The organism is Acinetobacter sp. AOR34_HL (assembly GCF_027854795.1).
Taxonomy (GTDB): domain Bacteria; phylum Pseudomonadota; class Gammaproteobacteria; order Pseudomonadales; family Moraxellaceae; genus Acinetobacter; species Acinetobacter junii.
In genome coordinates this window covers 62,282-80,409 of sequence record NZ_JAKTID010000086.1, presented here as the reverse complement: position 1 = coordinate 80,409, position 18,128 = coordinate 62,282, and the positions used below count along the sequence as shown (strand labels likewise).

18 protein-coding genes are annotated in these 18,128 nt (G+C 38.1%); 10 read left to right on the top strand and 8 right to left on the bottom strand.

Annotated elements, in window-relative coordinates:
* Nucleotides 1-75 precede the first annotated feature (75 nt).
* Nucleotides 76-1,791, top strand: a complete 1,716-nt coding sequence (locus MKL32_RS15860; RefSeq protein ID WP_204378963.1) for a proline--tRNA ligase — start codon at nt 76-78, stop codon at nt 1,789-1,791.
* 60 nt (nt 1,792-1,851) lie between these two features.
* Here the strand turns inward: MKL32_RS15860 and MKL32_RS15855 are convergent, their stop codons facing one another.
* The 4 genes from MKL32_RS15855 to MKL32_RS15840 form a co-directional block, all read right to left on the bottom strand.
* Nucleotides 1,852-2,187: a YegP family protein gene (locus tag MKL32_RS15855; RefSeq protein ID WP_026057400.1), complete on the bottom strand. Its 336-nt coding sequence runs from the start codon at nt 2,185-2,187 to the stop codon at nt 1,852-1,854.
* Between the two features lie 140 nt (nt 2,188-2,327).
* Nucleotides 2,328-2,672, bottom strand: a complete 345-nt coding sequence (locus MKL32_RS15850) for a zinc ribbon domain-containing protein YjdM (RefSeq protein WP_004963901.1) — start codon at nt 2,670-2,672, stop codon at nt 2,328-2,330.
* 82 nt (nt 2,673-2,754) lie between these two features.
* Nucleotides 2,755-3,105: a DUF488 domain-containing protein gene (locus MKL32_RS15845; RefSeq protein ID WP_004963904.1), complete on the bottom strand. Its 351-nt coding sequence runs from the start codon at nt 3,103-3,105 to the stop codon at nt 2,755-2,757.
* A 24-nt stretch (nt 3,106-3,129) separates the two neighbouring features.
* Nucleotides 3,130-3,465, bottom strand: coding sequence for a DUF2004 domain-containing protein (locus tag MKL32_RS15840; RefSeq protein ID WP_004963907.1), 336 nt, complete (start codon nt 3,463-3,465; stop codon nt 3,130-3,132).
* Nucleotides 3,466-3,675: 210 nt separating this feature from the next.
* Here MKL32_RS15840 and ygfZ point away from each other — a divergent pair, with 210 nt between their 5' ends.
* Together ygfZ and MKL32_RS15830 are read left to right on the top strand one after the other, a co-directional pair.
* Nucleotides 3,676-4,398 (top strand): CAF17-like 4Fe-4S cluster assembly/insertion protein YgfZ, encoded by a 723-nt coding sequence (gene ygfZ, locus MKL32_RS15835; protein WP_004963910.1) that lies wholly within the window; start codon nt 3,676-3,678, stop codon nt 4,396-4,398.
* A gap of 491 nt (nt 4,399-4,889) precedes the next feature.
* Nucleotides 4,890-5,702 carry a tetratricopeptide repeat protein gene (locus MKL32_RS15830; RefSeq protein ID WP_270900751.1) on the top strand — a complete coding sequence of 271 codons (813 nt, stop codon included), beginning with the start codon at nt 4,890-4,892 and terminating at the stop codon, nt 5,700-5,702.
* Nucleotides 5,703-5,748: 46 nt separating this feature from the next.
* On the opposite strand, the gene MKL32_RS15825 is transcribed toward MKL32_RS15830, so the two are convergent.
* Nucleotides 5,749-7,878, bottom strand: a complete 2,130-nt coding sequence (locus MKL32_RS15825; protein WP_039047004.1) for a TonB-dependent receptor — start codon at nt 7,876-7,878, stop codon at nt 5,749-5,751.
* A 209-nt stretch (nt 7,879-8,087) separates the two neighbouring features.
* On the opposite strand from MKL32_RS15825, the gene mutM reads away from it, so the two are divergent.
* A complete protein-coding gene (gene mutM, locus MKL32_RS15820; RefSeq protein WP_039047005.1) occupies nt 8,088-8,909 on the top strand; it encodes a bifunctional DNA-formamidopyrimidine glycosylase/DNA-(apurinic or apyrimidinic site) lyase in 822 nt (273 codons plus the stop codon).
* Between the two features lie 30 nt (nt 8,910-8,939).
* Entirely contained in the window at nt 8,940-9,230 is a 291-nt protein-coding gene (locus tag MKL32_RS15815) for a peptidylprolyl isomerase (RefSeq protein ID WP_039047006.1), read from the top strand.
* Nucleotides 9,231-9,271: 41 nt separating this feature from the next.
* Here the strand turns inward: MKL32_RS15815 and MKL32_RS15810 are convergent, their stop codons facing one another.
* From MKL32_RS15810 to typA, 3 genes are all read right to left on the bottom strand, one after another.
* Nucleotides 9,272-9,604, bottom strand: a complete 333-nt coding sequence (locus MKL32_RS15810) for a gamma-glutamylcyclotransferase family protein (RefSeq protein ID WP_004908779.1) — start codon at nt 9,602-9,604, stop codon at nt 9,272-9,274.
* Nucleotides 9,605-9,762: 158 nt separating this feature from the next.
* On the bottom strand, nt 9,763-10,197 hold the full coding sequence (gene mscL, locus MKL32_RS15805) for a large conductance mechanosensitive channel protein MscL (RefSeq protein ID WP_004908781.1): 435 nt from the start codon (nt 10,195-10,197) through the stop codon (nt 9,763-9,765).
* 243 nt (nt 10,198-10,440) lie between these two features.
* Nucleotides 10,441-12,276, bottom strand: a complete 1,836-nt coding sequence (gene typA / locus MKL32_RS15800; protein ID WP_004908783.1) for a translational GTPase TypA — start codon at nt 12,274-12,276, stop codon at nt 10,441-10,443.
* A gap of 177 nt (nt 12,277-12,453) precedes the next feature.
* On the opposite strand from typA, the gene MKL32_RS15795 reads away from it, so the two are divergent.
* The 5 genes from MKL32_RS15795 to MKL32_RS15775 all read left to right on the top strand — a co-directional run bounded on the left by MKL32_RS15795 (nt 12,454) and on the right by MKL32_RS15775 (nt 18,040).
* Nucleotides 12,454-13,812, top strand: coding sequence for a uracil-xanthine permease family protein (locus MKL32_RS15795; RefSeq protein WP_039047007.1), 1,359 nt, complete (start codon nt 12,454-12,456; stop codon nt 13,810-13,812).
* Nucleotides 13,813-13,874: 62 nt separating this feature from the next.
* Nucleotides 13,875-14,900: a class I SAM-dependent methyltransferase gene (locus MKL32_RS15790; protein WP_270900750.1), complete on the top strand. Its 1,026-nt coding sequence runs from the start codon at nt 13,875-13,877 to the stop codon at nt 14,898-14,900.
* A gap of 62 nt (nt 14,901-14,962) precedes the next feature.
* Nucleotides 14,963-16,420, top strand: a complete 1,458-nt coding sequence (locus MKL32_RS15785; RefSeq protein WP_004950518.1) for an amino acid permease — start codon at nt 14,963-14,965, stop codon at nt 16,418-16,420.
* A gap of 251 nt (nt 16,421-16,671) precedes the next feature.
* The gene (locus tag MKL32_RS15780) at nt 16,672-17,877 is read left to right on the top strand and encodes an RtcB family protein (protein ID WP_270900749.1); all 1,206 of its coding nucleotides are present in this window, start codon (nt 16,672-16,674) and stop codon (nt 17,875-17,877) included.
* Between the two features lie 4 nt (nt 17,878-17,881).
* The gene (locus MKL32_RS15775; protein WP_004963933.1) at nt 17,882-18,040 is read left to right on the top strand and encodes a hypothetical protein; all 159 of its coding nucleotides are present in this window, start codon (nt 17,882-17,884) and stop codon (nt 18,038-18,040) included.
* Nucleotides 18,041-18,128: the final 88 nt, after the last annotated feature.

Here is an 18,128-nt window from a genome sequence, read left to right as displayed (position 1 = left end):
AATTCAAAATAGACATCTTAAAAGTCCTTTTTGTAAACTAATTTTTAGACAACATTTAACTCTAGGATAGTTTCCATGCGCGCAAGCCGCTTTTTATTTGCAACGTTAAGAGAAACCCCAAATGATGCTGAAGTTATTTCTCATCAGCTTATGTTACGTGCGGGGATGATTCGTAAATTAGCTTCTGGCTTATACTCTTGGTTGCCCATGGGAACACGCGTTCTAAAGAAAGTTGATGCGATTGTTCGTGAAGAAATGAATCGTTCTGGTGCATTAGAAGTCTTTATGCCAGTCACACAACCTGCTGCACTATGGGAAGAATCTGGTCGTTTTGAACAATACGGACCTGAATTATTACGTTTCAAAGATCGCCATACAAATGACTTTGTATTGGGACCTACACATGAAGAAGTCATCACCGATTTAGCGCGTAATGAACTTAAAAGTTATAAACAATTACCTTTAAATTTCTACCAGATTCAAACCAAATTCCGTGACGAAATTCGTCCTCGTTTTGGCGTGATGCGTTCACGTGAATTCATTATGAAAGATGCTTATTCTTTCCATGCAAACCAAGAATCTCTTCAAGAAACTTACGACGTAATGTATGACACATACAGCCGTATCTTCACACGATTAGGATTGGACTTCCGCCCAGTTCAGGCTGATACAGGCTCGATTGGTGGTTCTGCATCGCATGAGTTTCATGTATTGGCATCTAGTGGTGAAGACGACATCGCCTTCTCTACAGAATCAGATTACGCAGCTAACGTTGAAATGGCTGAGGCTGTGTTAGTTGGTGAGCGTTTAGCAGCTACACAAGAATTTAAAATCGTTGAAACACCGAATCAAAAAACAATTGAAGATGTCTGCGATTTTTTAAATGCTGAAGCAAAACAATCGATCAAAGCTCTACTTGTACAAGGTATCGCGGATGAAAACGGCAATATTCCAGTAATTGCACTTTTCTTACGTGGTGATCACGAACTGAATGAGATTAAAGCTGAAAAACATCCTCTTATTGCAGCGCCACTGAGCTTTGCTACAGAAGAACAATTAAAGCAAAATGGTTTAACAGCTGGCTTCTGTGGTCCCCAAGGACTTGTAGAAAAAGGCCTAACCGTTATTGTTGATCGTGCAGCATCTGTATTATCTGATTTTATCGCAGGTGCTAACCAAGTTGATAAGCATGCTACTGGCTTAAACTGGGAACGTGATGCGAAGTATAGTGAAGTTTATGATCTTCGTAATGTGGTTGAAGGCGATCCATCACCAGATGGTAAAGGTACTTTGCAGATTAAACGAGGGATCGAAGTTGGTCATATCTTCCAACTCGGTACGAAATATTCTGAAGCATTAGCTTGTAAAGTACTTGGCGAAGATGGGAAACCATTTACTGTCACAATGGGTTGCTATGGTATCGGTGTCACACGTGTAGTTGCTGCAGCAATTGAGCAAAACTTTGACGATAAAGGCATTATTTGGCCACAAGCAATCGCACCATTCGAAGTTGCAATCGTTCCAATGAATGCTCATAAATCGCCGCGTACTCTTGAGGCAGCAGAAGCACTTTATGCTGAATTACAAGCCCAAGGTTATGACGTGTTATTAGATGACCGTAATGAACGCCCTGGTGTTAAGTTCTCTGATCTTGAATTGATGGGTATTCCTCATCGTATTGTAATCGGTGAAAAAGGCTTAGACGCTGGTACTTTTGAATATAAAGGTCGTCGTGATGAAGAATCAACTAATCTAAGTAAAGAAGAGTTAATCAAAAAACTTGCTGGTTAATTGCTAATTATCAGATAGCAAAAAAGCCGTTTTTGAAACGGCTTTTTTTATTTTTTAGATTTAGACAGTTAAATCTTTTATGGTCTCTGATGAACGATTGTTTTTAACAGACTCAATCCCTTTATCTCGTGATTGTTCACTTGAATACAATTGGCTAGTTCCAATCACCTGATGATTCGCTGCTTTTAAATTAAAATAAGGTTTATCATTTTTTGCTACCACTCGCTCATATCGCCCATCATCTGGACTATTTTTTTGAACAGATGCTATACCATTGAGCACCGCTGCTTTTGTTTTATAAAGTTCACTATTTAGAATGGGCTCACCATTCCCTGCTTTTAAAACAAAGCGATACTGCCCATCATTCGCTTGACTGACTTCAAACCAACCTGCTATGAGAACCTCTCTTATCGGAGTTGTTATTTATAAATTGTTATTTCAATATAGTTGAGTAGAAAACCATAGAAGATTTTTTTTGTTCTCATTTAGTAATTTATAAGAAAAGCAACATTTCTGCTGCTTTTCTTATGCTTAAACTACGCTTTCTTTACAAATTCAGCTTTAAGTTTCATAGCGCCTATACCATCAATTTTACAATCGATATTATGACCATCACTTGCACCGTGAACTAAACGAATCGTTTTTACTTTTGTACCGACTTTTACAACAGAAGACGAACCTTTTATTTTTAAATCTTTAATAACAGTAATACTATCCCCATCAGCCAATACATTACCATTTGCATCTTTAATGATTTCTTCTGATTCATTTGTGGCAACAGAACCCTCTTTCCACTCGTGTGCACACTCAGGGCAAATAAATAAATCAGCTTCTTGATAAGTATATTCTGATTGGCATTTTGGACAATTTGGCAAAGACATAAAAGAAACTCAAAATACTATTATGAATCAAAGACAATTTTTTTCAAAACACCATTTTAAGTATTGTTAAAATTATAAAAATTCATTTTTCCTTAGCTAATATAAAATTTTTAAGCACCAAAGCATGATTCAAATTTGGATCCTTTGCAGCATATATAAGGGTTAGCTTATTCTTTTCAGCCAAGAGTACCAACTCATTAATACATGGATTCCTAGACAATTCTTCATAATACTTATCTTGGAATTCCAACCAATTTTCTACTTTATGGCAAAATGCAGTACGTAATTGTGTTGATGGTGCTATTTCTTTTAACCATAAATCAAGATGTGCTTTTTCCTTTGATACTCCTCTTGGCCATAAACGGTCAACAAGGATCCTTAACCCATCTAATTTTTCAGAATCCTCATAAATTCTCTTAATTTGAATATCCATTAAACACCACCTGAAAAGACAAAACTAACTTTCCATAGAGATATCAACCACTTCACCTTTAGCATCAAAACTCACGCAAATAACATAGTTAGTTACTTCTTCTGGTAAGCTAAAATCCAACATTTCCATTGTTTCTAGGTCTTCATCTTCAAATTGATGAACAAGCACTAAGTGTTCTAGAACTTGTAAACAATTGGGTTGACTGGTTCCAAAATGTTTTTCCCAATAATCAGGTTCAATCTCTTCGAGGTGATGTTGAATAAATAACTCGACACTATCTTCAGCTTGTTGATTTTCTAATGCTGTTCGCATCGCTGCACGAGCGATTTGCTCTCGGTTAAGTCCAAAATGATTAGCCATTATTGATTCCCTATCATCTTATGAGTTGAATTTTTATTTTTAATGCATAGTTTTATTGACTAAAAATATCATAGCGGTTTTCAAACTGTTAGCGACACATCTAATCTTCTATTTGGCTACGATTATCGAGAATTTCAGGCTGCATTTTTATAAAAAATGGCGCAAAATGTCTTTATGTTTTTAGATGAACAAATAGTTTAGGATCGATCAATGAGTGAGCTTGCTTTTACGGCTTTTAGTTTAAATGGTGTTGATGCACAAAAATTTTTACAAGGTCAGGTGACGGTTCATGTTGAACGTTTAGCTTTAAATGAAAGTCGCTACACTGCTATTTGCGATTTAAAAGGACGAATTCATTTTGGTTTGTGGATAAAAAAGCTAAATACAGAAAGTTTTGAACTAGTTACGACTCACGATCAAGCTGAAGAGTTTGCCAAGCACATTAAGAAATTTGGTGCTTTTTCTAAGTTGAAATTAGAAGAAATAGGTTCTGTTTTTCCAACTATACATGGGATCCAAACAGAATTTTCTTCAAATGAAACGGATATCTATACTTGGCAGATTGAAGCGATCAAGTCAGGGCAAGCTTGGATTAGCAAAACAACAGAACACTTATTCCAGCCGCAAGAATTACGATTACATCAGCGCGACGGCGTACATTTTGATAAGGGCTGTTATTTAGGTCAAGAAATTGTAGCTCGTCTTTGGTTTAAAGCTAAACCCAAACACTGGTTACATCTAATTCATGCCAAAGGTGATCTGCCTGCTCCAGCAACACAACTACACAAGGATGTTGAAGTTGTAAATAGTGTAAGTATTAATGATGGTTATTTAGCGCTCGTGATTGCCAAGCCAACGGCTTTAGAAGAATTAGGACTAGAAATCCTAGATTTACCAGAGGCTTTGAATGGCGATGTAGCAAGACCAAGTTAACAGTTGTAAAGACCTTTTTCATTTTTGGAGCTGTAATAACATGGTTATCCTTTACTACAACTCCTTAATGAAATCTATTGAATGACGATAAGCATATTATTCAAGCTGTTCGAAAATCTTCATGCAGTAATTTAACCTTTTGAGTAGATATCTGTTTTTCTTAAAAAATGTAATTCGAATTGTAGCAATTCCTGTTGATTTGCAACAAAACTAGTAACTGCTTAGAAAGCTAAACTTTCATAATGTAAAGAATATTTATGATTAATTCACAGTATCTCCATAGAATTTAAATAAGGTTATTTCTATTAAGACTCGTTATTATATTTTTCATAGATTTAGAGAAATTAAAACTCAAATTAAGCCAATAAATTGCATTCAACACTTATACAAAATCAAGATTTACATTTCAGATTATAAATTTATGATTAGGGTTAAAGATTGCTTTCTGCTACGCAAAGGAGTGATAGCAGACCAAACTGAAAGGAAAGAAGATGAAAAAATTGCTTATTGCTAGCTTAATTGCCATAACCTGTAACTCAGTATTTGCTGCAGAAAAAGGTAATGCTGATGTAATATTTTCTAAAGCAAACCAACTTTATGAAGCAAAAAACTACACAGCTGCTTTCCAAGAAATTCAGCGAATTGCGGCATCGGGTAATGCTCAAGCAATTTATAATCTTGGCTCTATGACTCAGCAAGGCTTAGGCACAGCAAAAGATGAAAAAAAGGCATTTGAATACTTTCAAGATTCCTCAAATAAAGGATTTGGTAAGGCGAGTTATGAACTCGCACAAATATATCGATATGGTAAAAGCAATATTGGAATCACGAAAGACACACAGAAGTATAAAATGTATTTAGATAAAGCTGCGAAACAAGGCTCAGAAGAAGCTGGTGTAGAGGTGGCAACGATATTATTTGCTCAAGGAAAACCAGAGTACGACCAATTGGCGATTCGACAGCTACGTCCATTGATACAAAAGAATTATTATCCAGCGATACACCTAAAGGCGATCTACGATCTAGGTATGGGAAATAAAAATAAAAATCCTGTCCTACAGCAGGTTGCTGTGAACAGCTTTCGCTCTTTAGCCTCTAAAGGATATGCACCATCGTTAATGGTTCTTGGGAATTTGATGACGAACGGAGATGTAGTTGATCAAAATCTTCCTGAAGCTCAAAAAATATTCAAGACTTTAGCAGCCCAAAATATTCCAAATGCCAAAGAATCTTTGGAAAAAGTTGAACAAGCTATTGCCGCTCAAAAAGCTGCACCAGTAGCAACTCAACCACCTAAAAAGTAATCATATATTGGCAGCACATAAAAAAGTGCTGCCAATATTTATAATTTTAAAATTGTTTAGAGACTTTTAGACCAGCACTCCAGTTCCGACCATCCGCAGGTTCAAAGAAACGGCTGCTTCCTTCGTTGACAATCACAGAACCAGCATAGTTTTTATCGAACAGATTATCTACACGCGCAAAGCCATTAATGCCCCAATCAGCACGTTTCCATGCATAACCTGTATAAATCGATGCCACAGTATAGCTTGCAGCAGCATCACTATTGATATCATTGACATAGACCTTATCCATAAACTGGGTATCAAGTCCTGCATAGAAACCTTGCTCTGGCTGCCATACCAAGCCAATAAAGGCTTGATTCTTAGCAATTCCAGGAATTGCATTGCCTTCTGGAATCTCTGCAACTTTCCCAGCCGCAGGCACTTTCGAATCAAAAGTTGCATCTAAATATGCATAGCTCGCATTCAGTCCTATGTCTTTCCAAAGCTTCTTATTCCATGCAAATTCAATACCTTTACGTAGGGTTTTATCAGCATTACGGAACGTCGCACGGCCACCCAAGCTTTCGGCTGCCACAATGTCATCTTTGGTTTCGATATAGAAGGTCGCCAAGTTAAAATCACCCAGCGTATTTAAAGATTTTAAACCGAGTTCATAGTTATCACTTTGCGATGGTTTTAAATCAAGCATACTTGCGCCACCTTGTTCAGGATAAGCCATTTCAGTAAAAGTCGGTGTTTCAAACCCTTTGGCATAGCTCGCGTAAACCAGCACTTCTGGGATGATTTGCCAGCTTAATGCAACTGAAGGTAATACCTCTTCGTATGTTGTCTTACCACTATTATCGCCGTTCAAACCAACGATATAATGATCTTTCGACTTGTAATGTACATTGCTATAACGCACCCCTGTATCTAAACGCATGGTTTGTAAAAAAGACCAAGATGCTTGTAGATAAGGATCTACATTCCACAAAGTATTGCGTTCATCACGGCGCACAGCACCTTTTATACCTTTATCACCCGCATCATTAAAGTTTTGATAGCCTTGTCGATCTTCGTTCATTGCATCGATCGCAACACCCGCACTGAATTGGGTATTAGGTAATAAATCTTTTCCTGTCCAGCGGAAATCAGCACCATAATAATCACGCTTAAAATCAATCACGCCACCAGCTTGATAGGGTGTGTTAGGGTTCTTCTGTACCGTATCTGGAATAGACTGGTATTGTGTTACCTGACGTTGCCCAATATAAGTCATCGCATACAGTTCATTTTGATCATTAAGTGGTTTTGACCAAGTCAAACCTGTCTGAGTTTGATCAATTGTTTTGCGGGCATTGTAATCCAGAACATTTTTAGCAACCTGTTTGGGATTCTTTTCCCAATCAGCACGGGTTAAACCGCCCGGATCATCAGCGTGAATCTTCACATAGTTAGTAACCCAATTAATTTTACTGCCATCGTCCAAATTCCATGTCAGCTTGGCATTGCTTAAAACTTTATTTGCGCCACTATGGTCGCGATAGCCATCGGTATCGAAATAAGAGGAGCTGACAATATAACTCGGTTCGTTCTGGTTTTTAGCGCCCCCCTGTAACACGATACCTGCACGATTTTTATTATGGCTACCACCCGCATAATTCATCTCAATGGAGTCTTTACCCTGCCCCTCTCGAGTAGTTGCAAGAACAGCTCCACCAGATGAATTACCATACAGTGAAGAAAATGGTCCAGTCAAAACCTCTAAATGACTCAAACTATTCATATCAATGTTAGAAGTTTGCCCCTGCCCATCAGGCATCGTTGCAGGTATTCCATCAACATATAAACGTATTCCCCGCACCCCAAAGGTCGATCTAGCACCAAAACCACGCATTGATAGCTGCAAGTCTTGAGCATAATTTTCCCGATTACGTACTTGAACGCTCGGAATCCCCTTAACAAGTTCTGTTAAATTAACCTGCAAAGATTGATCATTTTTAGGGGCATCAATTCGATAAACAGATGCTGGTGTTTGCATATAAGGCGTGTCAGTACGAGTAGCTTCGACTTTAATTACAGGTAGAGGTTCAATTTGATCATTACTAGATTCCTCTGACCATACAAAAGTACTTGCCATGCCCATAGTTATTGCAACTGAACTGTATAACAAGTTAATTTTTAATGAAGGCATGGGTATTCCTTATTTCTGTGTGGCGATGATGAAATAGTTTCTTAAAGCTAAATTTTGATTATTTTATTGTTGTGTTAGAGATTTAACCTTAGCGAAAAAGATCAAAGTATTTTTTCATCATGATTCGCAATTAAAAATAAATATCAGCATAATTGTAAATGAAACATTTACCCTCATTGTATTGTTGTTGAAAACAACTTGAGCTGAATATGCCTGAACTTCCAGAAGTTGAAACTACTAAGACCAGTTTACTCCCACTCTTAGAACAACGAGTCCAATCAATACAGGTCTATAACTCAAGTTTACGTTGGCCTATACCCGATGATTTGAACAAACTGATTGGGCAACGTTTAATGGCGCTTAAACGTCGTTCTAAATATATTTTGGCTGAATTTGAACGAGATCAGATGCTATGGCACTTAGGTATGTCAGGCAGCTTTCGTTTATGTGAAGCAAACGAAGAATTGCGTAAACATGATCATCTTGTAATCGACTTCGAAGATCAACAGCTTCGCTATCATGATCCACGTCGCTTTGGTTGTATTCTATGGTTAGATAAAAACAATCAAGAAAAACTGATTGATACATTAGGGCCAGAACCGCTAAGTGATGCATTTAACGCTGTTTATTTATTTGAAAAACTCTCAAAAAAGAATGTCGGCATCAAAATTGCTTTAATGGATAATCATAATGTAGTAGGCGTTGGTAATATTTATGCGACTGAAAGCTTATTCAATGTCGGTATACATCCTGCACAACCCGCTTCAACATTGAGTTTAGTGCAAATTGAAAGCTTAGTGATTGAAGTAAAACGCATTCTAAAGCATGCAATTGAGCTAGGTGGTTCTACATTACGCGATTATACCAATGCAATGGGTGAAAATGGATACTTCCAACAAACACTCCTTGCTTATGGTCGAGCTGGTGAAATGTGTGTGAACTGTGAAACCACACTGGAGAATTTAAAACTTGGTCAACGTGCCAGTGTATTTTGCCCGCAGTGTCAGCCTCTAAAATCCACCAAAGCTTAGTTGCAAATCTATTTGAGGGAGACTAATTTCATGCAAACCGCAATCGTTCGACATATTTTAGTAAAAGATAAAGATCTTGCTGAACAGTTAAAAAAACGAATTCAGTCAGGTACTGATTTCAGCAAAATTGCCAAACAATATTCAACCTGTAATTCAGCTAAACGCGGTGGTGAACTGGGTGAAGTAAAAAAAGGACAGCTTGTGCCTGTGATTGATAAGTTAGTTTTTACTGCAGCCGAGCGTATTTTGCATGGTCCAATCAAAAGCCAATTTGGCTTTCACTTAGTTGAGATTAAATTTCGTATGGATGGGCTGAGATAGCCTTCGAAGTAAAGTATTTCTGCGCCCCTCCAGTAACGTATTCAAATCTTTGGCTGCATGACATAAGTCCAAGCTTCAACTTTTTCACCTGAATCTAATATCACTGGTGCAACAACGCGTTGATATTGGAAGCCTTCGAAATCATCCAACATTTGCCAGTTTTGCTCTAACTTTTCTGTACTAAAAAGATAGCCATCAACTAAAGGATCATTTTCATTGAGCACAATGGCTGGCAGACCTTTGTCAGGCCCCCAATCAAGTACATGCACAGTTCCATGTACTTGTGCCTTTTGCCAATCACCACCTATATTTCCTAAAATATGCGAATTTTCTCGATTTGGACCAAGTGTGCCGTAAACAAATAATCTGTTCATGTTGGTTAATCCCCTAGCAATACGCTCCGCATCTTAAAATGAAAGTAGAAAGTTTTCTATGTAAAAACGATTATTCATCTATCGTTCTTTAGCTAATTTTATTCCAATCTACAATAAAAAAACGGCATATCAAATGCCGTTTTCTGTATCAAGGTCTATTAACCCTGTTTTTTCAATTCATCACGGATTTCACGTAACAACTGAATATCTTCTGGTGTAGGCGCTGGTGCTGCTGGCGCTGCTTCTTTTTGTTTACGCATACGATTCATTACTTTCACCATAAGAAACACAACCCATGCCAAAATAATGAAATTAATAAAGATGGTTAAGAAATTACCATAGGTTAAAACATTGACACCTGCTTTCGTTAATTGATCTAAAGACTGTAAATTATTTGGATTGTCTCCTAGCACAATAAACTTCTGCGTAAAATCAACACCCCCACCAGTAATAACTGAAATAAGTGGCATGATGATATCTTTCACCAATGAATCAATAATTTTACCAAATGCACCACCAATGATGACACCAATGGCAAGATCCATCATATTGCCTTTGATGGCAAATTCTTTAAATTCTTGAATAATACTCATCTATAACTCTCCAGAGTTGAACTTTATCGCAACCCATTTTTACATTGTTTATTACACAGGTGCGGCTATGGCATGATGTTGATAATTTAATATTTTTATCAAAAAAGAAAGCTATTTCACACTTTAACAACATATTTTATTTTAATAAAAATATGTGCTTAAGCATCTCTCGGCCATTAAGTCTACGCAATGAAAAAACCGCTAAATAGAATTAGCGGTTTTTTCTTTTTCAGTTAAGAAAAATTATTTATCACGGTTACGCTTACGCTCGTTTTCAGTCAAGTAACGCTTACGAATACGAATTGATTTTGGTGTTACTTCAACTAGCTCATCATCTTCAATGAATTCAAGCGCTTGTTCAAGCGTATATTCCAGTGCAGGTGTTAAAGTCAATGCTTCATCAGTACCAGATGCGCGGACGTTGGTGAGCTGTTTCGCTTTAGTTGGGTTAACAACCATATCGTCTGAACGGGAGTTAATACCGATGATCATACCTTCATATACTTCAAGCTGTGGTTTAGCAAATAAACGACCACGGTCTTGAAGTGTAAATAATGCATAGCCCAAGCAAGTCCCTTGAACCATAGAGATCAACACACCGTTTTGACGCTTCGCCACAGTACCTGCTTTTGCTGGACCGTAATGCGAGAAGCTTGATGTCATGATCCCTGTACCAGAAGTCATGGTTAAGAATTCAGAACGGAAACCAATCAAACCACGTGAAGGTACAGTCGCTTCAATACGGATACGACCTTTACCATCAACTTCCATATTGGTCATTTCACCTTTACGGAAGCCCATTTGTTCCATAACTGAACCTTGATGCTGTTCTTCAACATCAAACGTTACATTTTCGTATGGCTCTTGTTTTTCACCATCGATTTCTTTCATGATGACTTGTGGACGTGATACGCCCATTTCAAAGCCTTCACGACGCATGTTTTCAATCAATACTGAAAGGTGAAGTTCACCACGACCAGATACTTTAAAACGGTCTGGACTATCAGTATCTTCAACACGTAATGCAACGTTGTGAATCAATTCACGATCAAGACGCTCACGGATATTACGTGAAGTAACGAATTTACCTTCTTTACCAGCAAACGGTGAATTGTTCACTTGGAACGTCATCGAAACTGTAGGTTCATCTACAGACAATGCAGGTAATGCTTCAACATTTTTCGGATCACAAATCGTGTCAGAAATATTTAATGCATCAATACCTGTGATACAAACGATATCACCAGCAGAAGCAGATTCAACATCAACACGCTCTAAACCGTGATAACCCATGATTTTTAAGATACGACCATTACGTGTCTTACCTTCTTTATCAATTACGGTTACTTGAGTGTTCAATTTTACAGAACCACGTTGAATACGACCAACACCAATAACACCAACGAAGCTGTTATAATCAAGTGAAGAAATCTGCATTTGGAACGGACCATCAACATCAACTGCTGGTGGTTCTACGATATCAACAATCGTTTCAAACAACGGAGTCATATCATCCGCTAATTCTTCTGGTGATGGACCAGCCACACCACGAAGACCTGAAGCATAAACAACTGGGAAGTCCAATTGCTCATCAGATGCGCCTAAGTTATCAAATAAGTCGAATACTTGATCAATAACCCAGTCACAACGAGCGCTTGGCTTGTCAACTTTGTTAATGATTACGATTGGCTTCAAACCACGTGCGAACGCTTTTTGCGTTACGAAACGAGTTTGTGGCATTGGACCTTCTTGAGAGTCAACAAGAAGCAATACACAGTCAACCATCGACATTACACGTTCAACTTCGCCACCGAAGTCTGCGTGTCCGGGGGTATCCACGATATTGATACGGTATTCAGTATCAGTACGCTTATCTAACCATTTGATTGCAGTATTTTTCGCAAGAATGGTAATACCACGTTCAGACTCAAGCGCGTTAGAATCCATAACACGTTCAATCTCGCCTGCGCGATCACCAAGAGCACCTGATTGTTGTAAAAGTTTGTCTACAAGAGTCGTTTTACCATGATCGACGTGCGCAATAATGGCAATGTTACGGAGAGTTTTAATATCTGACATGTAAAATTCGATACGCTTTAAATTTGAGGGCAAATTATACAGAAAAATACTAAAGTTTAGTAGTGACAGTTTATTGACAGAGCAATTTTTTTCTGACGAATAGTTACAGAATCGTTGGTAAAGTAGTCTAAGTCTATTAGAATAATCAACTAATGCTTACCGCTTTTTTATGCTCCCATGTCAAATCCCCACTCTGAACAACCGCTCGATCTAGTCTATGGGCTAAATGATCGACCGAAACCTTTTATTGCTTTTTTAGCGGCGCTTCAACATCTTTTAGCGATTTTAGTGCCAATTGTCACCCCTGGATTATTGATTTGTTTGGCATTAGGCGTGTCTCGCGAAGACACCAATATGATTCTTTCTATGTCATTAATTATTTCAGGGATCGCGACTTTCTTGCAATGTAAAAAAGTTGGTCCATTTGGCGCTGGATTACTTATTGTTCAAGGAACTAGCTTTAATTTCATTGGTCCTATCATTGGTATAGGTAGCTCAATGGTGGCTGCTGGCACACCTGTCGAACAAGTTATGGCTGCGATTTTTGGTGTCGTAATCGCAGGTTCATTTATCGAAATGGGCGTATCTCAAATTTTACCTTGGGTAAAAAAGCTGATTACTCCTCTCGTTACAGGAATCGTCGTTCTGTTGATTGGTCTAACATTGATCAAAGAAGGACTGATTAGCATGGGTGGTGGTTATACCGCAATGCAGGATAATACCTTTGCAAATGCAGATAATCTCATTATGTCGTGTACAGTTTTGGGGATTATCATTTTACTGAATAGAATTCGCATTATTTGGGTGAAAAGTTCAGCAATTTTGATCGCTTTAGTCATCGGTTATGTACTTGCTGGATTTATGGGACATTTAAACTTTTCCGTATTACAAGAAGCTCCTATTATTCAAATCCCAACACCAATGCATTTTGGATTGAGCTTTTCTTGGAGCTTGTTTATTCCAATGGCTTTTATTTATCTAGTAACTTCTCTAGAAGCAATTGGTGATGTCACAGCAACCAGCAAAATTTCTAATCAACCTGTAGATGGCCCCGTTTGGATGCAACGCATCAAAGGTGGTGTTCTAGTTAATGGTGCCAACTCTTTCATAGCAGGTATTTTCAATACTTTCCCAAGTTCTGTATTTGCACAAAATAATGGTGTGATCCAGTTGACTGGTGTTGCGAGCCGTTATGTAGGTCTTTGGATTGCAGCATTATTGATCTTATTAGGTTTATTCCCTGCTGTGGCTGCTGTGATTCAAGCTGTTCCACAAGCGGTACTTGGCGGTGCGGTGATGGTGATGTTCGGTGCCGTGGCTGCATCTGGTATTAATATTTTATCAACGATCCATTTAGATCGTCGTGCATTGTTAATTATTGCAATCTCATTAGCACTAGGCTTAGGGGTAGCACAAGTACCACAAATCCTAGAACACCTTCCTGAATTATTTAAAAATATTTTCAGCTCAGGTGTTGCAACAGGTGGTATTGCAGCCTTGATTTTGAATATTGTTTTACCTGAAACTCAAAAATAATTCGTTAACAATTGCAAGTGCCCAGTTTCACGACTGGGCTTTGTTTTTGATGAGAGATCAATATGGATCCACGTAGTGAAGTTGTCATACGTCAACAAGATTATTTAAAAGGGCAAGTTTTATTAATCAATGCCCCGAATGATCAGCTCGTAAAAAGCTTACCCGTCGAAGTCGAAGCTTCCGTTTGGACATGGAACTTTGCAGATCATCAAGGCTTTCTAAACGCAGAAATAAAATCAAATTTTTGCGTTGAGTTTCCAGCAAATCGCTATGATCAGGTGGTTATTTTTGTTCCAAAATCAAAAGAGCTTTTAAACTATATTTTGCATACTGTTGCCAGCCATTTAGAGCTAGGTCAATCAGTCTTTTTAGTTGGTGAGAAAAAAGGTGGAATTGAACGAGCAGCTAAACAATTACAGCAATATGGAAAAGCTATCAAATTAGATAGTGCACGCCATTGCCAACTTTGGCAGATGCCACTCGAAAAATTAGCACAACCTAAATCACTACGAGACTGGTTAAAAACCTATACGATTCAAATCGACCAGCAATCACTCACGATTTGCGCACTTCCTGGTGTATTTAGTCAAGATCATTTGGATGTAGGTACAGCCGTCTTGCTCCCTTACCTTCAAGAAGTAAAATCAGGTAAGATTGCCGACTTTGGTTGCGGCGCTGGCGTGATTAGTGCCTATCTAGCCAAATTAAACCCAGAACAGCATATTTTTGCACTTGATGTTGATGCCTTTGCATTACAGTCAACCAAGTTCTCATTTGAACAGAATGGCTTAAACTTGGAAAACTTAAATCTTGAACCAGTTACAGGCTTTAGTGACGCCCCTCAAGATTTGGATGCAATTGTAAGTAATCCACCATTTCATCAAGGCATACATACTAATTACGATGCAAGTGAAACTCTGTGTCGCTTAGCAAAATCGCATTTAAAAAGTTCGGGTGAACTGTGGATCGTAGCCAATCGCTTTCTCAACTATCCTCCCCTCATTGAACAACAATTTGGTCAATGTGAAGTGAAAGCTGATAAGCAGGGATTCAAAGTATTATATGCCTGTGCAGGCAAGGTTGGTTGACATCTCAACCTAACACGTAATTTTAAGTGTCAACTGACCCTTATTCGGTTTAAGGAAATCTTATGAGCGATATTTCTGCTCCTCAACACCTACAGCGTAAGCTTGGGGCACGCCATCTCAATATGATTGCCATCGGTGGATCGATTGGTACAGGCTTATTCCTTGCTTCAGGTTCTACGATTGCTACCGCAGGTCCTGGCGGTGCGCTACTCGCTTATGCACTTATTGGAATCATGATTTATTTCTTGATGACTAGTTTAGGTGAGCTTGCAACTCATAACCCAAGTTCTGGTGCTTTCTTCACCTATGGTAGTCGCTATGTAGAAGAAGGTTTTGGTTTTGCTTTAGGATGGAACTATTGGTACAACTGGGCGATTACAGTCGCATTTGAATTAGTAGCCGTCCAATTCATCATGAAATTTTGGTTTCCAGAAATTTCTGGCTTCTATTGGAGTGCTGTATTTTTGGCTGTGATCTTTGCAATCAATGCAATGACGGTCAAAGGCTTTGGTGAAAGTGAATTCTGGTTTTCAATGATTAAAGTTATTGCCATTATTGTATTTATCATCATCGGTATCGCAATGATTGCAAAAATTATGCTGACTCCAAATGTTTCTGCATTTAGCAACTGGACGAAAGGTGATGCGCCATTCGTTGGTGGATTACAAGCACTGGTTGGTGTTGCAATGATCGCAGGGTTCTCATTTCAAGGTACTGAAATGGTCGGTGTAGCTGCTGGTGAATCAAAAGACCCTAAGAAAACAATTCCCTTGGCGATTAAACAGATTTTTTGGCGAATTCTACTTTTCTATATTTTGTGTATTTTCATCATTGGTACACTGGTCAGCTACGATAATCCTTTGTTACTGCATGCCGCAGAAAGTGAAAATATTGCGCTTTCTCCATTTACTCTTCTCTATGAAAAAGCAGGATTCGCATTTGCTGCAAGCTTAATGAATGCAGTTATTCTGAGTGCAATTTTATCTGCGGGTAACTCTGGAATGTACTCTTCTACCCGTATGCTATTTGATATGGCTAAAGAAGGTCGTGCGCCAAAGTGGTTCTCCAAATTAGATACACGTGGCGTTCCAATGAATGCACTGTATGCAACTACAGCAGTTGCAGCATTATGTTTCCTAACGACATTTATCGGTGAGCAACAAGTTTTTAACTGGTTACTAAATATGTCTGGGATGTGTGGATTTATTGTCTGGCTAGGCATAGCAATATCACATTATCGTTTCCGCAAAGGCTATTTAGCTCAAGGTCATAAGTTAGAAGACCTCGCTTATCGTGCAAAATTCTTTCCATTTGCACCGTGGTTTGCATTTATTCTCTGTTCCATCATTATTTTAGGTCAGAACTATCAAGCCCTGATTGGTGGAAAAATTGACTGGTTAGGACTACTTTCAACCTATATCAGTATTCCGCTATTTCTTGCAATTTGGTTAGGGTATAAGTGGAAACACAAGACCAAACTCATTGCTTACAAAGAGATGAATGTGAAAGAAGGTGAATAATAAATCTTAATTTCACTTGACCCTTTGAGAAATACGAGTAAAATTCACGCTCATATTTTCATCGACAATTTTTATAGGAGGACACACATGCCATTACTACAAAGGAAAACACTTTAAGATTTGGCACTGTGTCGTCTCACGGACAAGTGACAAATCAAATGATCACTTGTCCGAATGCTCTTCTAAACCTAGCATTCGCTAGGTTTTTTTATGCCTATTCGGACAGAAATTTCGCTAATCGAGAAATAAAAATGGGCATACAAAAAATACTCAATGCTGAAGCTCAATACGGTGTACCTGTGAAGATATTCACTAACGATATTGATAATGAGAGCATTGAACAACTGAAGAAAATGGCACAACTGCAATTTGTTTATTCTCATATTGCAGTCATGCCCGATGTACATGTTGGTAAAGGTGCGACAGTCGGAAGTGTTATACCAACTAAACATGCAATTATACCCGCAGCTGTGGGCGTAGATATTGGCTGTGGTATGAATGCGATTCGACTCAATTTAAAAGCTTCACAACTTCCTGATAATCTTTCGTCATTGCGTAATGCAATCGAACGAAAAGTTCCCGTAGGATTTGAGTTACATAAACAAGTGAAAGCGAAAGCATCTAACATTATTCCGTTAGAAAAACGCTTACAACCAATCGTAAAAAAACATCCTGGTTTAATCAGAATGCTCAGAAATTTTGATTTAACTTGGCAAAAACAACTTGGAACTTTAGGTGGTGGTAACCATTTTATTGAACTCTGCTTAGACGAAAATCAAGATGTTTGGGTCATGTTACATTCTGGCAGTCGTGGATTAGGTAATGTGATCGGCACGTATTTTATTGAACTAGCGAAGAAAGAAGCTCAACATCGCTTTGGTCATGTTCCAGATAAAGATTTAAGTTATTTCGCAGAAGGATCATGTAGTTTTAATGATTATGTTGAAGCCGTTGAATGGGCTCAAGAATATGCTTTTGAAAATCGTCGTGAAATGATGCGATTAATTTTAGAAGCCATTCGCCCCCTACTTCCACCTTTTCAACTCACTAAAGAAGCTATAAATTGCCACCACAATTATATCAGTCGAGAGAATCATTTCGGTGAAGATCTTTTTATAACACGTAAAGGTGCAATTCGTGCTGGACTTGATGAATTAGGAATTATTCCGGGTTCTATGGGTACACGTTCTTATATTGTTAAAGGTAAAGCAAATCCTGAAGCATTCTGCTCATGTTCACATGGTGCAGGTCGGAGAATGAGTCGTCATAAGGCAAAATTGTTATTTAGCCAAGATGATTTAATTCAACAAACTCGAGGAATCGAATGTCGAAAAGATCCAAGTGTAATTGATGAAATTCCTAGCGCTTATAAAGACATCGATCAAGTCATGCAGAATCAATCGGATCTCATCGAGATCATTCACACGCTTAAACAAGTTCTATGTATAAAAGGTTAAATAAATGAAACTTAAAGAAATGCCTAAAATCAAAGTTCGCAATCCCGTCGCATTATCCCCTTTACTACAGAAAGGTGGAATACATGAAACTGAGAAGCCTCGTGCACAACATCGTCGGGATCGTCAACAAACCAAACAACAACTAAGTAAAGGTGTTTGGTAATTTTTATCTTAAATCTTGAATATATAAGATTCAAAAGTGTGGAGAATTAAAATGTTTATTTATCTTAAATTTGGCAATAAAAAAGCGA

Coding starts and splice junctions, on each gene's coding strand:
- MKL32_RS15810 (WP_004908779.1), bottom strand. CDS start 9,604: ATGAACAGATTATTTGTTTACGGCACACTTGGTCCAAATCGAGAAAAT.
- ygfZ (WP_004963910.1), top strand. CDS start 3,676: ATGAGTGAGCTTGCTTTTACGGCTTTTAGTTTAAATGGTGTTGATGCA.
- MKL32_RS15850 (WP_004963901.1), bottom strand. CDS start 2,672: ATGTCTTTGCCAAATTGTCCAAAATGCCAATCAGAATATACTTATCAA.
- MKL32_RS15840 (WP_004963907.1), bottom strand. CDS start 3,465: ATGGCTAATCATTTTGGACTTAACCGAGAGCAAATCGCTCGTGCAGCG.
- typA (WP_004908783.1), bottom strand. CDS start 12,276: ATGTCAGATATTAAAACTCTCCGTAACATTGCCATTATTGCGCACGTC.
- MKL32_RS15825 (WP_039047004.1), bottom strand. CDS start 7,878: ATGCCTTCATTAAAAATTAACTTGTTATACAGTTCAGTTGCAATAACT.
- MKL32_RS15780 (WP_270900749.1), top strand. CDS start 16,672: ATGGGCATACAAAAAATACTCAATGCTGAAGCTCAATACGGTGTACCT.
- mscL (WP_004908781.1), bottom strand. CDS start 10,197: ATGAGTATTATTCAAGAATTTAAAGAATTTGCCATCAAAGGCAATATG.
- MKL32_RS15815 (WP_039047006.1), top strand. CDS start 8,940: ATGCAAACCGCAATCGTTCGACATATTTTAGTAAAAGATAAAGATCTT.
- MKL32_RS15785 (WP_004950518.1), top strand. CDS start 14,963: ATGAGCGATATTTCTGCTCCTCAACACCTACAGCGTAAGCTTGGGGCA.
- MKL32_RS15845 (WP_004963904.1), bottom strand. CDS start 3,105: ATGGATATTCAAATTAAGAGAATTTATGAGGATTCTGAAAAATTAGAT.
- MKL32_RS15790 (WP_270900750.1), top strand. CDS start 13,875: ATGGATCCACGTAGTGAAGTTGTCATACGTCAACAAGATTATTTAAAA.
- MKL32_RS15860 (WP_204378963.1), top strand. CDS start 76: ATGCGCGCAAGCCGCTTTTTATTTGCAACGTTAAGAGAAACCCCAAAT.
- MKL32_RS15830 (WP_270900751.1), top strand. CDS start 4,890: ATGAAAAAATTGCTTATTGCTAGCTTAATTGCCATAACCTGTAACTCA.
- MKL32_RS15795 (WP_039047007.1), top strand. CDS start 12,454: ATGTCAAATCCCCACTCTGAACAACCGCTCGATCTAGTCTATGGGCTA.
- MKL32_RS15775 (WP_004963933.1), top strand. CDS start 17,882: ATGAAACTTAAAGAAATGCCTAAAATCAAAGTTCGCAATCCCGTCGCA.
- mutM (WP_039047005.1), top strand. CDS start 8,088: ATGCCTGAACTTCCAGAAGTTGAAACTACTAAGACCAGTTTACTCCCA.